Origin of the sequence: Klebsiella sp. RHBSTW-00215 (genome assembly GCF_014103785.1) — a bacterium.
Classification (GTDB): Bacteria; Pseudomonadota; Gammaproteobacteria; order Enterobacterales; family Enterobacteriaceae; genus Klebsiella.
Map to the genome: position 1 here is coordinate 1,506,927 of NZ_JABXQS010000001.1, position 17,702 is coordinate 1,524,628.

General features: G+C 52.9%; 20 protein-coding genes and 1 pseudogene. 11 read left to right on the top strand and 10 right to left on the bottom strand.

The features are described 5' to 3' along the window. Positions 1-18: 18 nt before the first annotated feature. Genes yihS through yihU form a run of 3 tightly spaced genes read right to left on the bottom strand, consistent with a single transcriptional unit; the run spans position 19 to position 3,071 of the window. Positions 19-1,260, bottom strand: coding sequence for a sulfoquinovose isomerase (gene yihS / locus HV127_RS07200; RefSeq protein ID WP_182235451.1), 1,242 nt, complete (start codon positions 1,258-1,260; stop codon positions 19-21). 15 nt (positions 1,261-1,275) lie between these two features. Further along, a complete protein-coding gene (gene yihT, locus HV127_RS07205) occupies positions 1,276-2,154 on the bottom strand; it encodes a sulfofructosephosphate aldolase (RefSeq protein ID WP_182235452.1) in 879 nt (292 codons plus the stop codon). A 26-nt stretch (positions 2,155-2,180) separates the two neighbouring features. Next, positions 2,181-3,071 (bottom strand): sulfolactaldehyde 3-reductase, encoded by an 891-nt coding sequence (yihU, locus tag HV127_RS07210; RefSeq protein ID WP_182235453.1) that lies wholly within the window; start codon positions 3,069-3,071, stop codon positions 2,181-2,183. A gap of 165 nt (positions 3,072-3,236) precedes the next feature. Here yihU and HV127_RS07215 point away from each other — a divergent pair, with 165 nt between their 5' ends. The 6 genes from HV127_RS07215 (at position 3,237) to fabY (ending at position 7,939) form a co-directional block, all read left to right on the top strand. Beyond that, entirely contained in the window at positions 3,237-4,133 is an 897-nt protein-coding gene (locus HV127_RS07215) for a sugar kinase (protein WP_182235454.1), read from the top strand. Positions 4,134-4,166: 33 nt separating this feature from the next. After that, entirely contained in the window at positions 4,167-4,952 is a 786-nt protein-coding gene (locus HV127_RS07220; RefSeq protein WP_110276085.1) for a DeoR/GlpR family DNA-binding transcription regulator, read from the top strand. 113 nt (positions 4,953-5,065) lie between these two features. After that, on the top strand, positions 5,066-5,665 hold the full coding sequence (gene yihX / locus HV127_RS07225) for a glucose-1-phosphatase (protein ID WP_181484273.1): 600 nt from the start codon (positions 5,066-5,068) through the stop codon (positions 5,663-5,665). Further along, entirely contained in the window at positions 5,659-6,519 is an 861-nt protein-coding gene (locus HV127_RS07230) for a virulence factor BrkB family protein (RefSeq protein ID WP_182235455.1), read from the top strand. The genes yihX and HV127_RS07230 overlap by 7 nt, the downstream gene beginning before the upstream one ends. After that, entirely contained in the window at positions 6,516-6,953 is a 438-nt protein-coding gene (gene dtd / locus HV127_RS07235) for a D-aminoacyl-tRNA deacylase (RefSeq protein WP_110276088.1), read from the top strand. The genes HV127_RS07230 and dtd overlap by 4 nt, the downstream gene beginning before the upstream one ends. A 44-nt stretch (positions 6,954-6,997) precedes the next feature. Continuing rightward, positions 6,998-7,939: a fatty acid biosynthesis protein FabY gene (gene fabY / locus HV127_RS07240; protein ID WP_181484270.1), complete on the top strand. Its 942-nt coding sequence runs from the start codon at positions 6,998-7,000 to the stop codon at positions 7,937-7,939. 17 nt (positions 7,940-7,956) lie between these two features. On the opposite strand, the gene HV127_RS07245 is transcribed toward fabY, so the two are convergent. Next, positions 7,957-8,874 carry an alpha/beta hydrolase gene (locus HV127_RS07245; protein ID WP_182235456.1) on the bottom strand — a complete coding sequence of 306 codons (918 nt, stop codon included), beginning with the start codon at positions 8,872-8,874 and terminating at the stop codon, positions 7,957-7,959. Between the two features lie 230 nt (positions 8,875-9,104). Here HV127_RS07245 and HV127_RS07250 point away from each other — a divergent pair. The 5 genes and pseudogenes from HV127_RS07250 to HV127_RS07270 all read left to right on the top strand — a co-directional run bounded on the left by HV127_RS07250 (position 9,105) and on the right by HV127_RS07270 (position 11,173). Beyond that, a pseudogene (locus HV127_RS07250) lies at positions 9,105-9,417 on the top strand (type II toxin-antitoxin system RelE/ParE family toxin). Then, complete coding sequence (gene nadS / locus HV127_RS07255) at positions 9,418-9,705, top strand: NadS family protein (RefSeq protein WP_139537238.1); 288 nt, start codon at positions 9,418-9,420, stop codon at positions 9,703-9,705. It abuts the pseudogene before it with no gap. Positions 9,706-10,068: 363 nt separating this feature from the next. After that, positions 10,069-10,356: a hypothetical protein gene (locus tag HV127_RS07260; protein WP_182235457.1), complete on the top strand. Its 288-nt coding sequence runs from the start codon at positions 10,069-10,071 to the stop codon at positions 10,354-10,356. Positions 10,357-10,556: 200 nt separating this feature from the next. Further along, entirely contained in the window at positions 10,557-10,802 is a 246-nt protein-coding gene (locus HV127_RS07265) for a CopG family transcriptional regulator (RefSeq protein WP_182240584.1), read from the top strand. Continuing rightward, positions 10,799-11,173 (top strand): type II toxin-antitoxin system VapC family toxin, encoded by a 375-nt coding sequence (locus HV127_RS07270; RefSeq protein ID WP_182235458.1) that lies wholly within the window; start codon positions 10,799-10,801, stop codon positions 11,171-11,173. The genes HV127_RS07265 and HV127_RS07270 overlap by 4 nt, the downstream gene beginning before the upstream one ends. 36 nt (positions 11,174-11,209) lie before the next feature. Here the strand turns inward: HV127_RS07270 and fdhE are convergent, their stop codons facing one another. The 6 genes from fdhE to fdxH all read right to left on the bottom strand — a co-directional run bounded on the left by fdhE (position 11,210) and on the right by fdxH (position 17,702). Continuing rightward, positions 11,210-12,139, bottom strand: a complete 930-nt coding sequence (fdhE, locus tag HV127_RS07275) for a formate dehydrogenase accessory protein FdhE (protein WP_182235459.1) — start codon at positions 12,137-12,139, stop codon at positions 11,210-11,212. Between the two features lie 146 nt (positions 12,140-12,285). Beyond that, a complete protein-coding gene (locus HV127_RS07280; RefSeq protein WP_182235460.1) occupies positions 12,286-12,972 on the bottom strand; it encodes a response regulator transcription factor in 687 nt (228 codons plus the stop codon). A 3-nt stretch (positions 12,973-12,975) separates the two neighbouring features. Beyond that, positions 12,976-14,469, bottom strand: coding sequence for a HAMP domain-containing sensor histidine kinase (locus HV127_RS07285; protein WP_182235461.1), 1,494 nt, complete (start codon positions 14,467-14,469; stop codon positions 12,976-12,978). Positions 14,470-14,486: 17 nt separating this feature from the next. After that, on the bottom strand, positions 14,487-15,830 hold the full coding sequence (locus HV127_RS07290; RefSeq protein ID WP_182235462.1) for a VWA domain-containing protein: 1,344 nt from the start codon (positions 15,828-15,830) through the stop codon (positions 14,487-14,489). A 337-nt stretch (positions 15,831-16,167) separates the two neighbouring features. Beyond that, positions 16,168-16,803 carry a formate dehydrogenase cytochrome b556 subunit gene (gene fdoI / locus HV127_RS07295; protein ID WP_110276095.1) on the bottom strand — a complete coding sequence of 212 codons (636 nt, stop codon included), beginning with the start codon at positions 16,801-16,803 and terminating at the stop codon, positions 16,168-16,170. Beyond that, positions 16,800-17,702 (bottom strand): formate dehydrogenase subunit beta, encoded by a 903-nt coding sequence (gene fdxH / locus HV127_RS07300; protein WP_182235463.1) that lies wholly within the window; start codon positions 17,700-17,702, stop codon positions 16,800-16,802. Before fdxH ends, fdoI begins: the two co-directional genes overlap by 4 nt.

A 17,702-nucleotide genomic window follows, 5' to 3' on the forward strand; every position in this document is an offset into this window, starting at 1 on the left:
GGCTGCTATCCTTATGACCTATTTTGCGTTGATATCCAGAAGACCAGCAGCAACCGCCGGAGCCAGCCCTGGTGCCAGGGGCAGGCGCGGGATCACCAGGCAGTGCAGCAGGTGGTAAATATCCTGCTTGCCGTCCCAGACTTTGGTGGTCACCTTGTTATCGGTATCCAGCTCCTGCCACCATGAACCGGTCTCGTAGTCCATCAGATAAGTGATGCAGTAATCCCACCACGTCTGGTACCAGGCTTCGTACTGGCTGTCACCAGTGAGGGTGTACAGGGCGTAGGCGGTGCCCATCGCTTCGACGATCGGCCAGCGCACTCTTTCGCGAACGATCGGTTTACCGTCCCAGTCCACCGAGTAGACAAAACCGTCCGCGCCGTCCGGTGCCCAGGCATCACGGATGGTGGCGTGGAACAGACCTTTAGCATCTTCCAGCAGCCAGGCTGGTGGCGTTTCGAAGCGAGCTTCCAGCGCGGCGTGCAGATGCAGCATCAATCTGCCCCACTCGATCCAGTGGCCCGGAGTGCCGCCGTAGGCACGGAAGCGATGCGCTGGGTTGTCTTTGTTGTAATCGCGGATAGGGTTCCACTGCGAATCGAAGTGCTCGTTAACGCGATACTCACCGCTGCGGGCCACGTCGTGAATAATCACCGACGCGATGCGTAGCGCCCGATCCAGCCATTTACGATCATGAGTGACGTCGTAAACGATCAGGAAGGCTTCAACTGCGTGCATGTTGGCGTTGCCGCCGCGATAATCTTCCGTCTGGCTGAAGGCTTCGTCCCAGGACTCCAGGCACATCTGCTCATCTTCACTCCAGAAGTATTTTTCAATCACTTCGATGGCGTCATCGAGCAGTTGTCTGGCCTGTGGATGACCGGTCGTGACCGCGCTTGCCGCGCCAAGCAACACAAAGAAATGCTGATAGCCCTGCTTGGAGGCATCCATCACGCCTTCGTCATTGACGCAGGCGTACCAGCCGCCGTAGCGTTTATCACGCAGCGCGCCGTTCAGAGCGTTGATCCCGTGACTGACTAATTGATACGCACCGGGGCGACCCATGGATGCGGCAACGGAATAGACGTGCAGCATTCGGGCAGTGATCCACAGATGCGTTCCCATATCCGTTCTGACCTGACCACTATTTCCCAGCCAGCCAAATCCGGTCGGTACCGCCGCGTTCTTGCCAAAGTTAAAGATGCGGTCGGTTTCCTGCTCCAGCCAGCGGTTGTGGCTCAAGGTGTTAAACCATTTCATTCTTCGATCCTCGTATTAACGGCGGCGGGCCATCATTTCATCGACGATATCGCCCAGACGCTGCAACTTCGGTGCAGAAACATCGCGCAGCATCAGTTCGGTATCCGGCAGCCCCACAACCGATGACCAGACCGCACGCCCGGCCAGGAAGCCTGATGCGCCAGCGGTCATTGCAACGCTGACCGCGCGAGGAAACAGTTTTTCATCGACACCTGAGGAGAGAATGACCCACGGCATGTTGATGTTTTCATTCAGGCGCTGGGAGGCGGTGAGTAGCTCTTGCGCAGAGCCTTTGCCGTACAGCGGCATTTCGACTTTGTAGAGATCGGCACCGCTGTCGCCCAGCTCTTTAGCGGCATCGATAATGGCCTGCTCGCGATCGAACTTATCGCCACGACGCGGCGGACGTACTACCGGTTCGATAATGCTCAGCAGGCCGCTGGAGTGGCATAGCTCGTTGAACTCTTTCACCATGTCCAGACGCTGCTGGGCATCTTCATCGCTGCGCCACAGCACCAGCAGTTTTAATGCTTTGGCACCGTCCTGCTTCACGGCCTGCGGATCGATATTTTTATCAATCACCACGCTATCAACGGGGATGCCGTTGCCAGGAATAAACTCGTCGGCGGCGACAATCATGGCGCAGCTTTTGGCTACCGCGTTTTGCTCCACCACCTGGCGGTAACAGAATTGCTGATCGACCAGAATGGCCGAGGCATAAGGAGAAAGAATCTTCGCCGCATTCACTTTGAAATCGGTCAGCACGCTGTCGCTGACCGGGGATTTCGCCCCCGCTGCGGCAAACATTAAGCGCATGGCTTCGCGTTGATCGACGGCCAGCATGGCAAAACCGCCGGAAGCTCGGGTGATATCTTTCAGGGTGTACTTCGTCATTGTTCAGTCCTCAGTCCTTTTACTTATCAATGTTGATTGTTCAGTCCGGCAGATGCGCGAACTTGCTCAAGAATGGCGCTCCAGTCTTCCCGACCACGACCTGCAGCGCGCGCCTGGTTATAAACTTCACGGGAGGCGGCCCCGAGCGGCATCGGCACATGCAGCTGATTGGCAACATCCAGCGCGATGCCAAGATCTTTGTGGGCCAGATCGATCATGAAGGCCGGAGAGAGATCGCCTTTCAGCACTTTGTTTGGCCAGGAGGTGGTGAAGTGACCTTTTCCGGCAGGCGTTCCGCTCATCACTTTTAAGGCCACATCGAAGGAGAGGCCGAGCGCTTCGCACAGCACGGCGGCTTCGGCGGACAGCGCATTCAGCGCAATGCTCATATAGTTGTTGATAAGCTTCACGCGGATACCCATACCCGGACCGCCTGCGTTGACCTGTTCGTTACCCATCGCCATCAGTACCGGCGTTGCGCGTTCGACCTGCTCTGCCGTGCCACCCGCCAGCAGCAGCAATGTCCCCGCGACGGCGTGATCTGAAGTGCGCCCGACCGGGCAATCCATCATGTCGAAGCCTTTGGCGCGCATATCGGTAATCAGTTTGTCGGTTTGCAGCGGGTGAATAGTCGACATATCAATCACCATCGCTTGTGGGGAAAGGGTTTCGCAGACGCCTGATTCACCGAATAAAACGCCGCGTACCAGATCGCCGTTTGGCAGCATCGTGATGACAAACTCTGCCTCTTTCGCTGCTTCTGCTGGACTGGTGGCAGGACGAGCCCCTTTTTCCACAAGCTGCTGCATGGCATTCGGGTTAACGTCAAAGACGCTGAGCTGATGGCCCTGCTTCAACAGGTTGCTCGCCATGGGGGAACCCATCTGACCTAATCCGATAAATGCTATAGCTGCCATAACGTTCTCCTGAGACGTGGTGTCATTTTTTGTCATTTAAAATGGGTGTTTATTGTCTGTTTTTGATCGTATTTGTAATTTATAGTCAAAAAATTGACAGCCGTCACTTTTTAAACATTTTGTGAAATTAAAATGATCCCATCTCGAAACGTTTAAGGAATGACCATGATTCGCGTTGCTTGTGTGGGTATTGCCGTGATGGATCGCATCTATTACGTAGAAGGTTTACCGTTTGAAGGAGGGAAGTATGTGGCGAAGCGCTATACGGAAGTGGGCGGCGGGCCTGCCGCAACGGCGGCTGTGGCGGCGGCGAAACTGGGCGCGCAGGTGGACTTTATTGGCCGGGTTGGCGATGACGACACCGGAAACCGCTTGCTGGCGGAACTGGAGTCCCTGGGGGTAAATACTCGCTACACCCGGCGCTATACGGGAGCGAACTCTTCACAATCGGCAATAATGGTTGATGCGAAGGGGGAGCGGATTATCGTCAACTACCCTAGTCCGGATTTACTGCCGGATGCCGACTGGTTGAATGCGATTGATTTTTCCCAGTGGGACGTGGTGCTGGCAGATGTTCGCTGGCACGAAGGGGCGAAGCAGGCATTTACCCTCGCGCGTCGGGCTGGAGTGATAACCGTGCTGGATGGTGATGTTACGCCGCAGGACATTAGCGAGCTGGTGGCGTTAAGCGATCATGCTGCTTTCTCTGAACCGGGTCTGGCGCGTCTGACCGGGACAGAAGAATCGGAGGCTGGTCTGAAAAAAGCACAAGCGCTCACAAATGGACATGTTTATGTGACGCGAGGCGGGGAAGGCTGTGACTGGATAAAAAATAATGTGTTACAGCATCAACCTGGATTTGCCGTGGATGTGGTTGATACTACCGGTGCAGGAGATGTTTTCCATGGTGCGCTGGCTTTCAGTCTGGCTTCTGGCTGCGCCCAGGAAGATGCCGTCAAGTTTGCCAGTGGGGTTGCGGCACTGAAGTGTACGCGCCCGGGAGGGCGTGCGGGTATCCCTGACTGTGATCAAACCCGATCTTTTCTGTCACTTTTTGTATAAAATGCCAGGGCAATGGTTTTTCGAGGAAATTTCATGAGTCTTACCGAACTGACCGGTAACCCGCGGCACGATCAGCTGCTTATGCTGATTAGCGAGCGCGGTTATATGAATATTGACGAGCTGGCCAGCCTGCTGGATGTTTCCACGCAGACCGTGCGCCGTGATATTCGTAAACTAAGCGAACAGGGATTGATTACGCGTCACCACGGCGGGGCTGGCAGAGCGTCGAGTGTGGTCAATACGGCGTTCGAACAGCGTGAAGTCTCCTGGACGGAAGAGAAAAAAGCCATCGCGGAAGCGGTGGCTGACTATATTCCGGATGGTTCAACGGTGTTTATTACCATCGGCACCACCGTTGAGCAGGTGGCGCGGGCGTTGTTAAACCATAATCATTTGCGCATCATCACCAACAGCCTGCGGGTGGCGCATATTCTTTATAACAACCCACGCTTCGAAGTCATGGTGCCAGGCGGTACGCTGCGTCCGCACAATAGCGGAATCATCGGCCCTTCCGCGACGGCGTTTGTGGCTGACTTTCGGGCTGATTATCTGGTGACAAGCGTCGGGGCCATTGAAAGCGATGGCGCACTGCTGGAGTTTGATGTCAACGAAGCCAGCGTGGTGAAAACGATGATGGCGCACTCGAGGCAAATTCTTCTCGCCGCCGATCATACTAAATATCACGCTTCTGCTGCCGTGGAGATCGGTAACGTCGCGCAGGTGACGGCGCTGTTTACCGATGAGTACCCGTCAGGCGGGTTAAAATCGTGGCTGGATGAAAATCAGACAGAAATTATTCTTGCCCAGGAAGAGGGCTAGCTAGCTATTCCTCAGTTCCTGATGTGCTGGGGGTCTTCAACTTTTACTCATGAATAGTAAAACCTCTCCTTTCCCGCTACAGTTAATTTTCCACGGTACAAAAGGAGAGGACCATGCTCTATATCTTTGATTTAGGTAATGTGATTGTCGATATTGACTTCAACCGTGTGCTCGGGACGTGGAGTGATTTAACGCGTATCCCGCTTGCGACGCTGAAGCAGCATTTCGCAATGGGCGAGGCGTTTCATCAGCATGAACGCGGTGAAATCAGCGATGAAGATTTTGCGGCGGCAATGTGCCATGAAATGAGCATGCCGCTTAGCTATGAACAGTTCGCCCATGGCTGGCAGGCCGTTTTTGTTGCCCTGCGCCCGGAAGTCACCACCATTATGCAAAAGCTGCGTGAGCAGGGGCATCGCGTGGTGGTCCTGTCGAATACTAACCGTCTGCATACCACCTTTTGGCCGGATGAATATCCAGAGATACGCGCCGTTGCTGACCATATTTATCTTTCGCAAGAGATGGGGATGCGCAAACCTGAGGCGCGGATCTATCAGAGCGTCCTCGAATCCGAAGGTTTTTCTGCTGAGGATACGGTCTTTTTTGATGATAACGCCGAAAATATCGCGGGCGCTGAGCGGTTAGGGATTACCAGTATTCAGGTGACCGGGAAGGAGACCATTCCTGACTACTTTGCGAAACAGCTATGCTAAAAAATCTTCATCAAAAAACAACGCGCCGTACGCGGCCGCTGGTTTCCTGGCTTAAGTTGCTCTGGCGGCGTATTGATGAAGATAACATGACGGCGCTGGCGGGCAACCTTGCTTACGTGTCGTTACTCTCCCTTGTGCCGCTTATCGCCGTTGTTTTCGCGCTGTTCGCGGCATTTCCGATGTTTTCTGATGTCAGCATCCAGATTCGCCACTTTATCTTTGCGAATTTTATCCCGGCTACCGGAGATGTTATTCAGGGTTACATTGAGCAATTTGTCGCTAACTCCAGCCGGATGACCGCCGTGGGCGCTTTCGGCCTGATTGTGACATCGCTGCTGCTGATGTACTCCATTGATAGCGCGTTGAACACGATCTGGCGCAGTACCCGTACGCGGCCAAAGACCTACTCCTTCGCGGTCTACTGGATGATCCTCACACTGGGGCCGCTTCTGGCGGGGGCGAGCCTGGCGATCAGCTCTTACTTGCTGTCATTACGCTGGGCCAGCGAACTGAATAGCGTGATTGACGATGTACTGCGCATTTTTCCGTTAATTCTTTCCTGGGTGGCATTTTGGCTGCTCTACAGCATTGTGCCAACGGCGGAGGTGCGCAATCGCGATGCGGTGATTGGCTCGCTGGTAGCCGCATTATTGTTTGAAGCGGGGAAGAAGGCTTTTGCGTTATATATCACCGCTTTTCCGTCGTATCAGCTGATTTACGGTGTGATCGCCGTCGTACCCATTTTGTTCGTTTGGGTGTACTGGACGTGGTGTATCGTCTTGCTTGGCGCTGAAATTACTGTCACTCTCGGTGAATACCGCAAACTGAAAAAAGAAGAAACAGAACAATCATGATTGCATTAATTCAACGCGTATCCCGAGCTAGCGTTACCGTGGAGGATGAAGTGACGGGCGAAATCGGCCCGGGACTTTTGGTGCTGTTAGGCGTCGAGAGAGACGACGATGAGCAAAAAGCGAACCGCCTGTGCGAGCGCGTGCTGGGATACCGTATTTTCAGCGATGCTGAAGGAAAGATGAATCTTAACGTACAGCAGGCTGGCGGCAGCGTGTTGGTGGTCTCACAGTTTACGCTGGCGGCGGATACCGAGCGCGGGATGCGTCCAGGTTTTTCTAAAGGGGCCGCGCCGGACAGAGCAGAAGCGCTATATGAGTATTTTGTCGAGCGCTGTCGACAGCAGGAAATGAATACACAGACCGGAAGATTCGCTGCCGATATGCAGGTCTCTCTGGTGAATGATGGCCCCGTGACCTTTTGGTTGCAGGTATGAGCCAGCTTCCGGGCAGGCTGCGGGTAACAAAAGAGAGTACAGCTATGTATCACCTTCGTGTACCGCAAACAGAAGAAGAGTTAGAGAGCTACTATCAGTTTCGCTGGGAGATGCTGCGTAAGCCGCTGCATCAGCCGAAAGGGTCCGAACGAGACGCGTGGGATGCGATGGCGCACCACCAGATGGTTGTTGATGAAGAGGGTAATCTGGTTGCTGTCGGACGGCTGTATGTGAATGCGGAGAACGAAGCTTCAATTCGCTTTATGGCTGTGCATCCCTCGGTGCAGGATAAAGGTCTGGGTACCCTGATGGCGATGACGCTGGAGTCGGTTGCCCGTCAGGAGGGCGTCAAGCGCGTGACCTGTAGCGCTCGTGAAGACGCGATGGACTTCTTTGCCAAGCTTGGTTTTGTGAACCAGGGTGAAATCACCACGCCGACCACCACGCCGATTCGCCATTTTTTGATGATTAAGCCGATAGCCTCGTTGGACGATATTTTGCATCGCGGCGACTGGTGCGCTCAGCTGCAACAGGCCTGGTATCAGCATATTCCGCTCAGCGAAAAAATGGGTGTGCGCATTCAGCAGTACACCGGGCAAAAATTTATCACTACCATGCCGGAGGCCGGTAACCAGAATCCGCACCATACGCTGTTTGCCGGTAGCCTGTTTTCACAGGCAACGTTAACCGGTTGGGGGCTTATCTGGCTGATGCTGCGCGAGCGGCATCTCGGCGGGACGATTATTCTTGCCGATGCCCATATCCGTTACAGCCAGCCAATTAGCGGACGCCCGAGCGCAGTTGCCGATCTTGGCTCGTTAAGCGGCGATCTTGACCGCCTGGCGCGGGGGCGCAAAGCACGCGTTCAACTGCAGGTTGAACTGTTTGGCGATGATCAACTGGGCGCTGTCTTCGAAGGTATCTACATTGTTCTGCCCGCGAAACCTTTTGGCTCGTATGAAGAGGGCGGTAACGAGGAAGAGTAGATTTCCCTCGTGCTTATCTATTGGCCTGGTGATTTAACCCGCCAGGCGATATCCCCCATGGCGTTTCGCGCCGCTGGGCTCACCCCACCTAACTGAAAGAAACCGTGAATCACCCCAAGATAGCGCTGGCAGGTACAGTCAACGCCCTGTTCAACCATGCGCTGATATAGCGTTTCGCCTTCATCACGCAAAGGGTCATATTCCGCCGTCAGAATATGCACCGGCGGCAGGCCGCTAAAGTCTTTACGCCAGAGCGGGCTGGCTTCCGGATGGTGGAGTTCCGTCGATAAAAGGTACATTTCGTAGCCGCTGAGCAGCGTATCTTCGGTGATGATGTAATCTTTACCGTTATCGAGATAGCTCTTCATGCTGGCGGTGGCATCCAGCATCGGGTAAATCAAAATGAGCTGTGCGGGTTGCCAGACCTGTGCTGTCTTCAGGCGCAGAGCGGTCACTAATGCCAGATGTCCCCCGGCGCTGTCGCCAGCAAGCGTAATACGCGAAGCGTCAATGCCCAGCGGCTCTGCATGGCGATGAATAATCAGCGCTCCCTTTTCTGCATCGTCATGTGCGGTAGGGAACGTATGTTCTGGTGCCAGTCGGTATTGCACGGCGATAACCCGACAACCGCTGCGATAAGCCAGCTGGCGAAGCTGATTGTCGTGAGTAGCGAAGCCACCGCTGATAAAGCAGCCGCCGTGAAAATAGATAACGGCTGGCAGTGCGCCAGTAGCATTCAGGGGTGAGACGACGCGAAAAATCATGCCTTCAAGCTCGATATCTTCTACCTGTACGCGCTCTTCTTGTTCCCCGGCTAACACGGTGCTGGCGACGTAACCGTTTCTCCGGTCATCAATATTCTGTTCGCGCGAAGAGGGGCGACCCGCAGCGATAAACTCCCGAACCAGCTCTGCAATACCTTTTTCAAGCGCCATTTTCATTCCCTTTAACTGTTTGGATATACAGCGTTATAGCCTGGTTCTTAGCAAAAGAAAATGGAGGATTTGGGTTGCAGAAGGATTATGGAAAGCGGCTCGCAAAAGTGAAATGTTCATTGAGCACTGGTGGCTTTGCCTGATTCTGGGTCGTAATGTTAAGTGATATGAGCTATACGCCATTGACGTATAGTTGATTTCGATTACTATAAGCCAATGGCGTAGGGAAAATGCTATTTATTGAAACGGAAATCTTTACTGAAGACGTCAAAAAATTACTCGATGACGATGAATACCACCGATTTCAAGTGTTCCTCGCGATACAACCTGAGGGAGGCGATTTGATATCAGAAACCGGTGGTCTGAGAAAAATTCGATGGGGTGCTCGAGGAAAGGGGAAACGAGGTGGTGCACGAGTTATCTATTTTTTATCAAAGCCGGAAATCTGAGATTCGGTTATTACTGATCTATCAGAAAGGCATCAAGGATGACCTGACTCCGCAGGAAAAGGCGGTACTCCGTATGTTAAATGAGAGGTGGTAGATGGATAAGGCGCTGTTTGAGCGATTGACCAAAAGCATGAGCCAAATGGGTGAGATAGTCGAAGGAGATCGCCAGCCTTCGCGAACCTTTCATATTGATGCTATGAAAATCAAAGAAATCCGTCAGTCCTCTGGATTATCACAATCTAAATTTGCAGAGTTAATATCGGTAAGCGTAGATACGTTACGTAACTGGGAGCAGGGAAGGCGTTCCCCCACGGGGCCAGCTAAAGCGCTGCTACGGGCGATTGCCAATGATCCATTGCATGTCATTCCGGCGCTTAGCTAAGGGAAGATAGACATAATGATAAATCGGAAGTTTCAGTACTCAGAACTCATGTGAACGCGGCATAGTGCCGCCAACTCAGGAGTGATGAAACGGTCAGAACGCGTGCCGAGCGTCGGCATCATAATGTGAGACTAAAGAAAATCCGCAGTAAATATCGTAATGCGGGTTATGGAAGTGAGAGGCAGATTGGTATTTGTCTTCACTCGCCATGTGGTTTTTCCTGTTGGATGTGTGGTCATCAGCGTGCTCATCATGGTCCACGGGTGCAGGAAATACGCGCCAGAGCGCGATATACGGATTGAGGAGTGAAGATGAACTATTTCAAGGAGGCGCATTTTTAGAAACCTTAACAGGAGACTAAAAATGTCGACGTTTAATACCCGCAGAGACAGAACCCGCGATGGTAAAGCGAAACCGCATAAACATACTAAATGCGCCAGTCTTAACGGCAAATGGCACCACCCAGCAGAGGGGGATAGTTGGCGGCGTATGAACTGGAATACGCCGGGTCCACATGACTGGAAACGGCTGTATACCACTCTTTATCGTCGTGCAAACGATCACCAAAACCTGCGAGCTGTATTATCAGGGACCGATCCCGAAGGGATGAGTTGGTGCCCGGATAACTACCCTGACGAATACTACTACTAATCTAAATATTACCCGGCCAACTCTGGATGTTGGCTGGGTTTTTTGTCGCTGTTGATTGTAACGAGCAGACGGATTGCTATCTTCTGGAAAGCCGCTCGCAAAAGTGAAAATCGTCTCAGACGACACTTTTCCCCTGTCTGCCATAGGTGTATGTTGTTTGAAAATTAGTCGCCAATGATATACTGGAGGTATATGTGAGCATGATGGCAGGAATGGATATGGGCAGAATATTACTCGACTTATCAGATGACGTTATCAAACGTCTTGAAGACCTCAAGCAGCAGCGCAATCTTCCGCGAGCAGAGCTGTTACGTGAAGCGGTAGAACAGTACCTGGAAAGGCAAGGCCAGGCTGAAACTACTATCGCCGATGCGCTGGGGCTTTGGCAACGCTGCGAGGAAGATGGTGTTGAATATGAAAGGAAGCTTCGTGAGGAGTGGCAATGAGTAAAGGTCCGGCGCTGTTTGATACCAATATTCTCATTGATCTGTTCAGCGGCCGCGTTGAAGCGAAACAGGCACTGGAGGCTTATCCACCACAAAATGCGATTAGCCTTATCTCCTGGATGGAAGTGATGGTGGGAGCAAAAAAGTATCACCAGGAACATCGTACGCGCATTGCACTGAGCGCTTTTAATATCATTGGTGTCTCACAGGATATTGCAGAACGAAGCGTCAACCTCAGGCAGGAGTATGGGATGAAGTTGCCGGATGCCATTATCCTGGCGACGGCACAAATGCATCGTTATGAGCTAGTCACGCGCAACACTAAAGATTTTGCCAGGATTCCAGGAGTGATTACGCCTTATCATTTGTAAGCCGGGCAGCAAATGCTACCCGACATAATGCCAGCTTTACTCCCCTTCACCAGGGAACAGGAACGGGTTGATGGAACTGCGGGCGAAGCCCTCTTGTTCCATGCGCGCGTCCAGCACCAGTGAGGCGAGGTCGTCGGCGACGGCTTCCACTTTCGGATCTTTTTCCTGATACAAAATCTTCAGGTAAGTCCCGCAGTCGCCGCAGCTCTCGGCTTTAATGGCTGACTGCTCGTTATCCAGCGACCAGTAATGCAGATCGCGTGTCTGTTCGCAGTTGCTGCATTTCACGCGCACGACGTGCCACTCGGTTTCGCACAGATTGCAGTGCAGATAGCGCAGACCTTGGGTAGTACCAATTTGCACCATGCTGGAGACCGGCATTGAACCGCACACCGGGCAGAACTGGCGCTGTTCGCCGTATTCCGCGCGGGCTTTACCGGGGATCAGGCTGGCCATTTGCGCCCAGTAGAGAGATAGCGCAGCCCAGATAAACGGAGCTTTATCGCTGCTGACTGATGCGAAATCAGAGGCAAACAGCGCGCTTGCCATCAGCTCCAGCTCCTGCTCTGATGATTTTTCCAGATTCTCGATAACTGCCAGCGCCGGGCCGCTCATTTCGGGCTTCAGCTCGGCAATCAGCGAATGCAGCAGCTTGTGCCAGTGCTTATCGCGCGGCAGCACGTGAATATCCAGCGGCGGTTTGCCCTGGTCGTTTGCTTCTTTAATGCGCGCGGTGAGATCCATCTGTAACGGATGGTCGTACAGCACTACTTCCTGCGCGTGGGCGATCAGCGCGGCGAAGCGCAGGTAGTCGCCCAGCGGGTTATTTTCAGCCAGTTCGCGCAGGCGTTCGGCGCGGTGGTTATACAGATTTTTGAGCCGGGGAAATAATAACGGTGGGATCATATCCGTCGAGCGCTTCTCGCTCTTTTCCAGCTCATCTTGCGGGATGATACGAATGCTCATTTAGTCACTTCCTGGTTTCAGCAGATTCGGCTATGGTCGCGTCCGCTCTGTGATTTGGCGGGCATCACGCGCCCGCTCTGGTGAATGTCATTAATGATAACCGCAATCGGCATACGGGATATACCTAAGACATCGCAATGTGTGCGTTACGATACCTGATATCTATACCCCAGACCATGCACCGTTCGGATTAGCTGAGGGTGATTAGCATCCTGCTCAATCACCTTGCGTAACCGGGAAATATGCTGATCAAGAGTGCGGCTGTTGGGCATGTAATCGTAGCCCCATGCAGCGTCAAACAGCATATCTCGAGTCACCACCTGATTTTTGTGGCGTTCCAGACAGCTTAAAATTCGCACTTCGCGCAGAGAAAGTTCTAATCGTTGCTCGCCACGCCATGCGCACAGTTCGTTGGGAAAAACCGCTAAATCCCCAAAGGAAAAGCTGAGATTGGGCTGCGCATCGTTATGGCTTAAGCAGCGGCGGGCGATCGTTTTGATTCGCGCCCGCAGTTCGTGAATGCCAAATGGTTTGCTGATGTAATCATCCGCGCCCAGTTCCAGCCCCACAACGCGGTCGATTTCCTCATCTTTAGCAGAGAGAAATACAATGGGGATATGTTCATTGTGGCGGCGAATTTCACGGCAAACGGAATAACCATCCATTTCGGGCATCATGATATCCAGCAGCACGAAGTCCGGCATTTCACGATGGTAAATAGCCAATGCTTCACGGCCATCAGGGGCTGCAAGCAGCGTGTAACCTTCACGCGACAGCGCATCAACCAGCCCCTGGCGAATATTGGCGTCATCTTCTGCAATCAGTATCTTCATGTTTCATCCTTGAGGTAATGTTAGCGTAAAGCGCACACCGGGGTTTTCGGCGGTAACCTGAATCTTTCCTTGCAGGCGTTCGGCCAGCTGTGACGCGATGGTCAGCCCAATACCGGTACCTGAAACGCCTTCGGTAATGGATGATTTAACCCGATAAAACGGGTGAAATATCATCTTCATTTCTTTCTCCGCAATGCCCGGACCATAATCACGAACGGCGATCTCAACCTGTTCAGATGTGGTTTGCACCAGGATATCGACCCGTTTACCCTGCGCTGCATATTTTTCGGCATTACTAATAAAGTTGCTGATAATTTGCGTGATCACGTCGCGATCGCTTTGCAATATGATCTCTTCAGGGCAGGAGAGATGAATCGTCATCCCCTTTGCCTGAAGTGCAGGCGTAAATATGTGGACGATTTCTGCGATGAGGCGTGAAATATTCACCTTCTGCAGATGTAGTTTAGGCGCTCGTGTAAACGTCAGGATATTTTGGATAAGCCGGGATAGCCGCTGGCCCTCCTGAGTGATGACATCCACGTAGCGCAGCTCCTGCGTTTGATCGTCATCCAACCCTTCACGCAATAGCTCGGCATAGAGGGTAATATTGGTCAGCGGGGTTTTAAGTTCATGCGATACCTGGCTGACAAAATCTACCTGCTGGCGCGCCTGGCGGGCGGCGCGAGTGTATTCCCGCCACAGCGAATAGCCCAATAAAGCGACAGCCGTCAGCAGCAGCAGAATGAGCGCGCTACCCCATAGCCAAATGTGATAAAGCGGGGTTTTAACGCCATAAACACTGATTCGCCACAGGGTAAGCGGGTAGTCCAGTGTGCGCGAGTCCAGCGGCGTCAGCTGATTCAGAACTGCCTGTTTGTTTTGAAAAATCTGTCGCCCACTTTCACTTACCCGAACTATATGCTGCTCTTCAGGGCTAACCTGAACGTTATTTGCAATATCCATCATCAGCTGCACATATGAGAGACGAAAGCCGATGACCGTATCGCCTTTTTGTCGCCAGTAAATCAACAGCGGCTCCTGATTTTCACTGGTAATAAACCATCCCGCCTGCGGCGTTTCTTGCTCATTGTGAGCAATATGACTGACAAGCTGGCTGGGGTCGTTAGCCAATGGCGTTAGCTGGCGCACCCACTCTTTATCTTCATTACTTAATGGCTGGCGTTCATCGGGGTAAAGCAGCTGGTTTTTACGCAGGGTAAACACGGCGGTAATGTCGCCATCGTGTTCTTTTAGCGTCTTGAGAGCAGCGAAATTATGGGGATCGATAAAATCGCTGATAGCATGCAGACGCGAGGCTTTTTGTTGCAGGAGATTTTCGATACCCGCCGCCACGCTGGCGGTTTGTGCCCTGGCAAGAGTCTGCGTCTGGTACTGGCGCAGCAAGACTTCATGCTCCAGAGTACGAATGCCCAGGTAAGCCAGCAGGATAAAAAACATCAGCGTGACGATGAGATAAATCAGCTTGCTTCTGGGCATCCAGCACTCCTCGTGGATTAGTTCGCTTTCGAACTCTGATTCTTGGTTCTGTAGTTCTGTTCTTTCAATGATTTACGAGAAGATTCTTTGCTTTCCGTTTCCAGCTTTTGCAGCAACTGGCGGTTTTCTTCTCCACTTTCTTGCGCCTTCATTCTTGGCGCTGGTGCGCTGAGCTGCAGGGAACCCATAAGACTTGTGCTTTCACGCAGGGCTGCCTTTGCTTCATCCATTTTGCCTTCGTCGATAAGCTTTAAGGCCTGTTCGTTTTGAATAGCCGATTTTTGAATCGCCGAATCGACGACCACATCTTCCACTACTGCTTTTTTCACTTCGCTGACAGACGCGGTATATTGAATGGTCATCTTCTCATCCCAGCGCTCTTTCTGGCGGGTCGCAAGGTTGTCATAGCGGACGTTCACATCCGCCAGCGGCTTGCTTTGCGCAGCGCTACCTTTTACCGGAAGCAGCTCCAGCATGACATATTTCTCCTGGTTGGCGTAAAGCTGGTTGAGCTTCACGCTAACTGAGTTGCCCTGGATATCGCCTTCACGTCCCAGTAATCGCAGCGGCTTAACGTTGTCAGCGACCTTGATTTCCACCACCACATCCTGGGCGACCACCGACATTACATCGCCAAATTCATGGGCAAATGCTTTCTCCAGATCGTGGGTATTTTGTACAAAAACGTGGTTGCCATCGCTGTACTGTGCCATCGCCGCCATCAGGTCTTCATTGTAACCTTCGCCAATGCCCATCGTGGTGATAGCAATCCCTTTACGGGCGGCGATTTTGCCTAATTCTGCCAATTCGCTGGTTGATGATGGACCAATATTGGCCTGGCCATCGGAGAGCAAAATAATGCGGTTAACCTGGGTTTTATCCAGAAACTTGCTGGTCTCTTTGATACCGCGACTCACGCCCGCAAATAGTGCAGTACCGCCGCGGGCGGTCAGTTTTTCGCGAATCTGGCTGATGAGCTTCTCTTTATTGCTGAGCTTAGCTGCGGGGACGATGACATCCACTACATCGTCGTAAATCACCACCGAGAGCGTGTCCTGGGAACTCAGGGTATTTACCGCCATCACTGCGGCTTCTGTGGCTTGTTTAATTCGTTCGCCGCCCATTGAGCCGGAACGGTCGATCACCAGCGCGAGGTTAATCGGGCTGCGTTTGGCGGCGTTAAGAGGAAACCCCGTCAGGGACACTTTGAGGTAGTTTTTATCCTGTGTATTTTCCATGACCACAGGGGAAGCCAGTTCAGCTTTGATGGCCACTTTCTGGTCAGGTTGCTGGGCGTATACACCCGCGTTTGCTGCCAGCAAACCGAGGGTCAGAGCGGCGAAAAGGTGCTTTATATTCACGATACGTCTCCTTGTAAAAGAATCGAATCCATTCTTATGGAACCTGAACCTCGGTTGGTCTGTTATCTGTATAAAGATGTCAAAAAGTTGTCAAAACTGAACAAGAACCGCTAAAAAAATGGCGTCGATATACGACGCCATTTGAGACTGATGAGAAACTCGTTTTAGACACAGTGCTGGCATTTTTGCCGGGTGGCGGCTAACGCCTTACCCGGCCTACAAAACCAATAATATCATCAGGCTATGAGTTTTCCGTAGGCCCGTGCAAGCGAAGCGCCGCCGGGCAACTCAGGAAAACGCTCTTTGTCAGCAATCTGAAACCACAAAGCACTTCCGCTTACGGCTGGCTCTTATCCTGCTTTTCGCGGACTTCACGGTACCAGCGCGGGTGATGCTTCTTCGCCCACGTCTTCGTGACCCAGCCTTCCACCATCGCGGTAATGGTGCCTTTCACCCATAGAGCGGCGTAAATATGCACCATGATAACCACAATCAACGCTACGGCGGCAAACGAGTGCAGCATTAACGCGAAGCGGATCACCGGGATAGAGAACGCTGGCGCAAAGTACGGACGCCAGATGATGACGCCGCTCACCAGCAGCAATACCAGGAAGATAATCGCCGCCCAGAACACGCATTTCTGGCCGAAGTTATAGCGCCCGGTATCCCCCACCTCCTCGTTGACGACGATCTTGCGAATATTCTTCGCCCAGAAAATATCGTCACGATTGATCAGGTTATGGTGCCAGTAGCGGAAGAACATAATGATGAACGAAGCAAACATGATAACGCCGACAAACGGGTGCAGAATACGCGCCAGCTGCGGAGTACCCATGATTTGCATCAGCCAGTTGAAGGATGGGAAAAAGAACCCCAGCCCGCTTACCGCCGCCAGAATGAAGCAGAAGGCGGTGACCCAGTGGTTGATTCGCTCCGGCGCCGTGTAGCGCACGATGGTGTCACGTCTTTTCATTTGCGCACCTCGTCTTTCTCTTCATCCAGATTATCCTCTTCCTCTTCCGCACGGTTCGGACCGACACCGACGTAGTGGAAGATGCTGGCGGCAAAGGTGGCCGCAAAACCAACGGCGGCCAGCGGTTTCCAGATACCTTTCCAGAACTTCACGGTGGCGCTGATTTCCGGGTTCTCCGGCAGGCCGTGGTACAGATTCGGCTTGTCGGCGTGATGCAGCACGTACATCACGTGCGTGCCGCCAACCCCGGCTGGATTGTACAGCCCTGCGTTGTCGTAACCACGGGTTTTCAGCTCCGCCACGCGCTCGCCTGCCAGTACCTTCATATCCTCTTTGGAGCCAAAGTGGATAGCGCCGGTCGGGCAGGTTTTCACGCAGGCCGGTTCCTGGCCTACGGTTACGCGGTCAACGCACAGCGTACATTTGTAAACGCGGTTATCTTCCGGGTTCAGGCGCGGCACGTTGAACGGACAGCCGGCGATACAGTAGCCGCAGCCAATGCACTGCTCAGACTGGAAGTCGACGATACCGTTGGCGTACTGAATGATTGCCCCTTCCGCCGGACACGCCTTCAGGCAGCCCGGATCGGCGCAGTGCATACAGCCATCCTTGCGGATCAGCCATTCCAGTTTGTCGTTTTGCTCCACTTCCGAGAAGCGCATCACCGTCCAGGATTTGGCGGTCAGGTCGGCGGGGTTGTCGTACACCCCGACGTTGCTACCGATTTCGTCGCGGATATCGTTCCACTCGGAACAGGCCACCTGACAGGCTTTACAGCCGATGCAGGTGGTGACGTCGATAAGCTTCGCCACCTCTTCCTGATGATTCCGCGCCTGGGGTGCGGGAGTGAAACCGTTAGTGGCGGAACGACGAATAATATCTTGCGATTGATAAGCCAT